The organism is Actinoallomurus sp. NPDC052274 (assembly GCF_040679475.1).
In the GTDB taxonomy this organism is placed as follows: domain Bacteria; phylum Actinomycetota; class Actinomycetes; order Streptosporangiales; family Streptosporangiaceae; genus Actinoallomurus; species Actinoallomurus liliacearum.
Map to the genome: position 1 here is coordinate 1 of NZ_JBFAUT010000122.1, position 5,176 is coordinate 5,176.

Annotated in this window: 5 protein-coding genes; 3 read left to right on the top strand and 2 right to left on the bottom strand. The window is 73.4% G+C overall.

The annotated features are described in order from the left end of the window. Nucleotides 1-1,604, bottom strand: a 1,604-nt coding sequence (locus tag AB0K82_RS44195; RefSeq protein ID WP_364409677.1) for a putative Ig domain-containing protein, incomplete at its 3' end; no start/stop codon positions are given. Between the two features lie 211 nt (nucleotides 1,605-1,815). Between AB0K82_RS44195 and AB0K82_RS44200 the strand changes: the two genes are divergently transcribed. Beyond that, nucleotides 1,816-2,706 carry a Gfo/Idh/MocA family oxidoreductase gene (locus AB0K82_RS44200; protein WP_364409680.1) on the top strand — a complete coding sequence of 297 codons (891 nt, stop codon included), beginning with the start codon at nucleotides 1,816-1,818 and terminating at the stop codon, nucleotides 2,704-2,706. Nucleotides 2,707-2,786: 80 nt separating this feature from the next. On the opposite strand, the gene uppS is transcribed toward AB0K82_RS44200, so the two are convergent. Next, a complete protein-coding gene (gene uppS, locus AB0K82_RS44205; RefSeq protein WP_364409683.1) occupies nucleotides 2,787-3,557 on the bottom strand; it encodes a polyprenyl diphosphate synthase in 771 nt (256 codons plus the stop codon). An 83-nt stretch (nucleotides 3,558-3,640) separates the two neighbouring features. On the opposite strand from uppS, the gene AB0K82_RS44210 reads away from it, so the two are divergent. Both AB0K82_RS44210 and AB0K82_RS44215 read left to right on the top strand, forming a co-directional pair. Next, nucleotides 3,641-3,958 (top strand): helix-turn-helix transcriptional regulator, encoded by a 318-nt coding sequence (locus tag AB0K82_RS44210; RefSeq protein WP_364409686.1) that lies wholly within the window; start codon nucleotides 3,641-3,643, stop codon nucleotides 3,956-3,958. 2 nt (nucleotides 3,959-3,960) lie between these two features. Next, nucleotides 3,961-4,986 carry a permease prefix domain 1-containing protein gene (locus tag AB0K82_RS44215; protein WP_364409689.1) on the top strand — a complete coding sequence of 342 codons (1,026 nt, stop codon included), beginning with the start codon at nucleotides 3,961-3,963 and terminating at the stop codon, nucleotides 4,984-4,986. The last annotated feature ends 190 nt before the right edge of the window (nucleotides 4,987-5,176 follow it).

The window sequence follows — 5,176 nt, forward strand, 5'->3', positions numbered from 1 at the left end:
ACGACGCCGGAGGTCGTCGTCCACGGTGAGGTGCCGCTCTCGAACCCGCCGTTGCTCACCTTGTTGCCCGGCGAGGAGCACCCGCCGCCGACCGGATTGACGGTCCAGGTGAAGGACGCCGACCCGGAGGCGCCGGTGGAGTCCTTGGCGCTGACGGTGACGTTCGAGGTGCCCGCCGTGGTCGGCGTTCCGGAGATCAGGCCGGTGGAGGAGTTGATCGACAGCCCGGCGGGCAGGCCCGTCGCGCTGTAGGTCAACGTCTGGCCCGAGGCGGAGTCGGTCGCCTGGATCTGCAGGGTGACCGCCGTGCCGACCGTGCTCGTCTGGTTGCCCGGGTTGGTCACCGTGACGGTGTTGCCGCCGGTGGATCCGCTCTGGAAGGCCGTCGCCCCGTTGGGAGTGCCCAGCCCGGTCGGCCCGTCGTACCCGGAACCGGCGGTGCACAGGTAGGACGGACTGCACGAACCGTTGCTGCCCGAGGTGACGTCGTTGAGCGCGCCGGTGTGAGCGTACGGGTAGGACGCCGGGTAGGTGCCGGACGCCGGCGACCCGCCCAGCGCGTAGACACCGGCGATGATCGGCGAGGAGGCGCTGGTGCCGCCGACGACGAGCCACCCGCCGACCTGGTAGCTGTCGTAGACGGCGAGGCCGGTGCTCGGGTCGGCCACGGCCGAGACGTCGGCCACCGTGCGCTTGGCGCAGCCGGAGTCCTTCTGCCAGGACGGCTTCGCGTCGTAGGCGGAGCAGCCCGAGCCCGCGCCGGACCAGGCAGACTCGCTCCAGCCACGCGAGTTCGACGCCCGGGACAGCGAGGTTCCGCCCACCGCGGTGACGTACTGCGAGGCCGCCGGGTACTCGACGCCGTAGCCGTTATCGCCCGACGACACGGTGATCGCGACGCCCGGGTGGTTGAAGTAGGAGGAGTCGCTGCTCGGGTCGGTGCTGTCCTCGGAGCCGCCGTAGCTGTTCGACACGAACTTGGCGCCGAGGCTGACCGCGGTGTTCACCGCGGTGCCCAGGTCGTCCATGCTCGGCTGGTTCGCCTCGACCAGCAGGATGTGGCAGCTCGGGCAGACCGCCGACACCATGTCCAGGTCCAGCGACTCTTCCTCGGCCCAGCCGGAGTCGGCGGACGGGAGGCTGCTGCCGCCGGTCTCGTTGACCTTCTTGAAACAGCCGTTCGCGGTGGTGCAGGCGGACAGCCCGTACTGGGAGCGGTACGTCGCCAGGTCGGATTCGGCGTTCGGGTCGTCATAGGCGTCGACGATCGCGACCGTCTGCCCGGATCCGGCCGACGACGACGGCAGGGCGTACGCGCTCTGCAGGTCGGAGGGACCGTATCCGGACGGGGCCAGGTTCGGGTGGACGCCCTGGTGGGCGGCCACGTCGGTGCGTACGAGGGACAGACACGCCATCTGGCCGCGACGGGTGGGGGCCGCGCACGCGCGCTTCACCGGGGCGACGTGGTGCGGTCCGGCGGCGGCCGGGGCGGCGCTCGCCGGCGCGGTCGTCGCGGTGAGCAGGGCGATGGGCAGGGCGAGCGCGGCGATGAGGGTCAGGAGGGTGCGCCGCAGGCGACGAGCTCGGGTGGATGGGGGTGACATCCTTGGCTCCCTTTCTGGCGGGAGGCCGGACGCGGCGGGGTCTACCGCCCTCCGGCCGGTGACACCACGTTTGGTGGTGCTGCGCGGAACATAGGAATTCGTCACCTGCCGGTCAATATGACTTTACGTCCTCTTGACTGTTGGTGTCCGGTTCCGGACTTCGACACCATGTCGGTCGACGGGCCGGTAAGGGTACGAGGAGGGTGAGAGCGTGCGGATCGGACTACTGGGGACTGGCCCCTGGGCGGAACTCGCGTACGCCCCGGCGCTGCGCGGCCATTCCGCGGTCGACTTCGTCGGAGTCTGGGGCCGGCGTCCCGAGGCGGCCGGTGCGCTCGCCGAGCGCTTCGGCACCCGTCCGTACGAGGACGTGAACGCCCTCATCGCGGACACCGAGGCGGTCGCGATCGCGCTTCCACCGGCCGTCCAGGCGCCGCTCGCCGTACGCGCCGCCCGGTCCGGTCGTCACCTGCTGCTGGACAAGCCGCTGGCGGTCGAGGTGCCCGACGCGCGCGCCGTCGTCGCCGCGGTCCGGGAGACGGGCGTCGCCTCGGCGGCGTTCTTCACCTCCCGCTTCTTGGGCGAGATACGCCAGTGGATCGCCGAGCAGGCCCGGCGCGGCGGCTGGTTCACCGCGCACGCGGCGTGGATCGGCGCGCTCGACGGCGGGCCGTTCGCGGACTCGCCGTGGCGGCGCCAGAAGGGCGCGCTGTGGGACGTCGGCCCGCACGCCCTGTCCGTGCTGCTTCCCGTGCTCGGCGACGTGCGGGAGGTGGCCGCGGCGACGACCGGCCCCGGTGACACCGTGCATCTCGTCCTGCGGCACGACGGCGGCGCGTCGAGCACCGCCACCCTGTCCCTGACCGCGCCGGCCGCGGCGACGGGCTCGACGGTCGAACTCCGCGGCGACCACGGTGTCACCGTGATGCCGCCGAACGAGGGAACGCCGGTGGCCGCGCTCGACCGGATGATCGACACGCTGCTGGACTCGGCGCGCACCGGACGCTCCCACGACTGCGACGCGGCGTTCGGCCTGCGCGTCGTCGAGATCCTGGCCGAGGCCGCCCGGCGACTCCCGCCGGAGGTCTCCAGCACCGATTGAACGAACGGGATGCCTCCTGGCGTGGCCGGCGGCGTCGGCCAGGTGTTCGGCGAGGCCGCGCCGCCCTGGATCGTCGACGGTCAGGCGCCGTACCGGCGCCGGCGGGTCGCGTAGCTGCGCAGGGCGCGCAGGAAGTCGATCTCGCGGAAGGCGGGCCAGTTGGCCTCGCAGAAGTACAGCTCCGAGTAGGCGCTCTGCCAGAGCAGAAAGTTCGACATCCGCTGTTCGCCGCTGGTGCGGATGATGAGATCCGGATCGGGCCGTCCGGCGGTGTAGAGGTGCCGCGCGATGTCGTCGACGGTCAGCGCGGACGCCGCCGCGGCCAGAGAGTCGCCGGCCTCCGCGCGCTCGTGCAGGTGGTCGCGCAGCGCGTCGATCACCTCCTGCCGGCCGCCGTAACCCACGGCCAGGGTGACGTGCGCGCCGGTGGCGCAGGTGCGCGTCGCCTCGACCGCGCTCTTCAGGGCCCGGGCGGTGCTGTCGGGCAGCGCGTCGAGCATGCCGGCGACGTGGACCTGCCAGCGGGCGTCCTCGCGGGCGAGCCGCTCGGTGGCCATCTGCTCGATCACCCGCATGAGGAAGGCGATCTCGGCGTCGCCGCGGCGCTGCAGGTTCTCGGTCGAGCAGAGGAACACGGTGACGTGCCGGATTCCGACGGTCTCACACCAGGACAGGACCTTCTCGGCGTGCTCGGCGCCGTGTTTGTGACCGAGGCTCGGATCGTCCAGGCCCACCTGCCGGGCCCAGCGGCGGTTGCCGTCCATGATCAGGCCGACGTGCTCGGGCAGCGGGCCGTCGATGACCTGCCGACGCAGGCGGCGGGCGTACAGGGCATGGGCGAGACCGGTCATCGGGCACCTTCCGTTCGCTGGCGGCCGTCCCCGGGCGGCGGCGGGGTTGATACCTAGACATTCTAAGCCTAGGGTTTCTAGGTATGGATGCCGTACGTGGACACCTGGACGGTCTGGTGCTCGCGGTGCTCGCCACGGGCCCCGCGCACGGATACCGGTTGATCGACCTTCTTCGAGAGCGCAGCGGCGGCTTCTTCGAGCTGCCCGAGGGGTCGGTCTATCCGGCGCTGCATCGACTGGAGCGGGCGGGCCTGGTCGAGAGCGGCTGGTCGGCGGAGGAAGGCCGGCGGCGCCGGGTCTACGCGCTCACCGCGCGGGGCCGGCACGCCGTGGACGAACGCCGCCGGGAGTGGCGGTCGTTCTCGGCGGCGGTCGACGCGATCTTCGGAGCGGGGGCCTGACCATGCCGAACTCGACGCGCGACTACATCGAAACCCTGCTGAGCAGGCTGTGCGTGGGCGCGGGACGCCGACGCCGGATCGTCGCCGAGGTCTCGGACCATCTGGCCGAGTCGATCGAAGAGGAGAGGCGTCGCGGAGCCTCTCCCGAGGAGGCGGCCGAGCACGCGCTGGCGCGGTTCGGCGACCCGCGGGCGCTCGCCGCCGAGTTCAACGCCGACTTCGTCCGGCACTCGCTGACCCGGGCGGCGTGGGCGCTGGTCGGTTGCGGCGCCGTGGCGTTCGTGGCGGCCGGCCTGGCCCTGAACACCGCGCCGCCGGCGCGGCCGTGGCCGTCGCCCCTCGTCTTCTACGCCGTCCCGGACCTGCTGGTGCAGGTCGCCGTCGTCTGCGGTCTCAACGGCCTGTTCCTGTCCGTGGTGGCGCCGTGGCTGCGCGGCACCGCGCTCGCCGGGAGACCGGCGGCACTGGCCGGGCGCAGCCTCGCCGCGGCCGCCGTCGCGTTGCTCCCGGTCGCGGCGGTGGCCGCCGGAAACCTGCGGCCGTCCGTGCCGTTCGCCGAACGCCTGCCGCTCGCCGTGGCCGCGATCGGCATCCCGGTCGCGGTGTACGCGGGGCTCCGGGCGGCCGCGCGGACGTCCTGGCTGGGGTCGGCCCGGCACGGTGAGGACACCCTCGACGTGATCGCCGCGGTCTGCCGTGCGCTGGCCGACCGCCTGCCCGTGGCGGGTCGGACGCTGCGGTTCGCCGAGGCGCTGTGGCGGGGGGCCCGCCGCCGGGCGCCGCGGCTGACGCGCTGGCTCGACCTGCGTCACCACCCCTGGCGTGCGGCGGCCACCGCTTCGGTGGCCGCGGGACTCATGATCAAGATGCCGGACTTCCTCATCGGCGATCCCGACTTCATCGCGGTCGGCATCGAGGCGGTCGCGGTCTTCGTCTGCTTCGCCGCGCTCGGCGGCCTTCTCGGTCTGCGCGGCGCCCCCGCGCGCGACACGCCGGAGCCCGAGCGCGCCCCGGTGCTGACCGGCTGAGACCTTCCGGCGGCCCCGGCCCGGTCGGTGGCCGGCTCGCGCCGGTGCTCGCCGTCTGAGCCCTCCCGGCGACCTCACCCGGGCGGGGGGGGGGCGCGGGGGGGGCCACCCCCGCCGCCCTACCACACCAAAACCGCCCCCCGCCCGCCGCCGCGCGCGGCCGCGAGCGCCGGCTGGGAGCCAAGGGGGC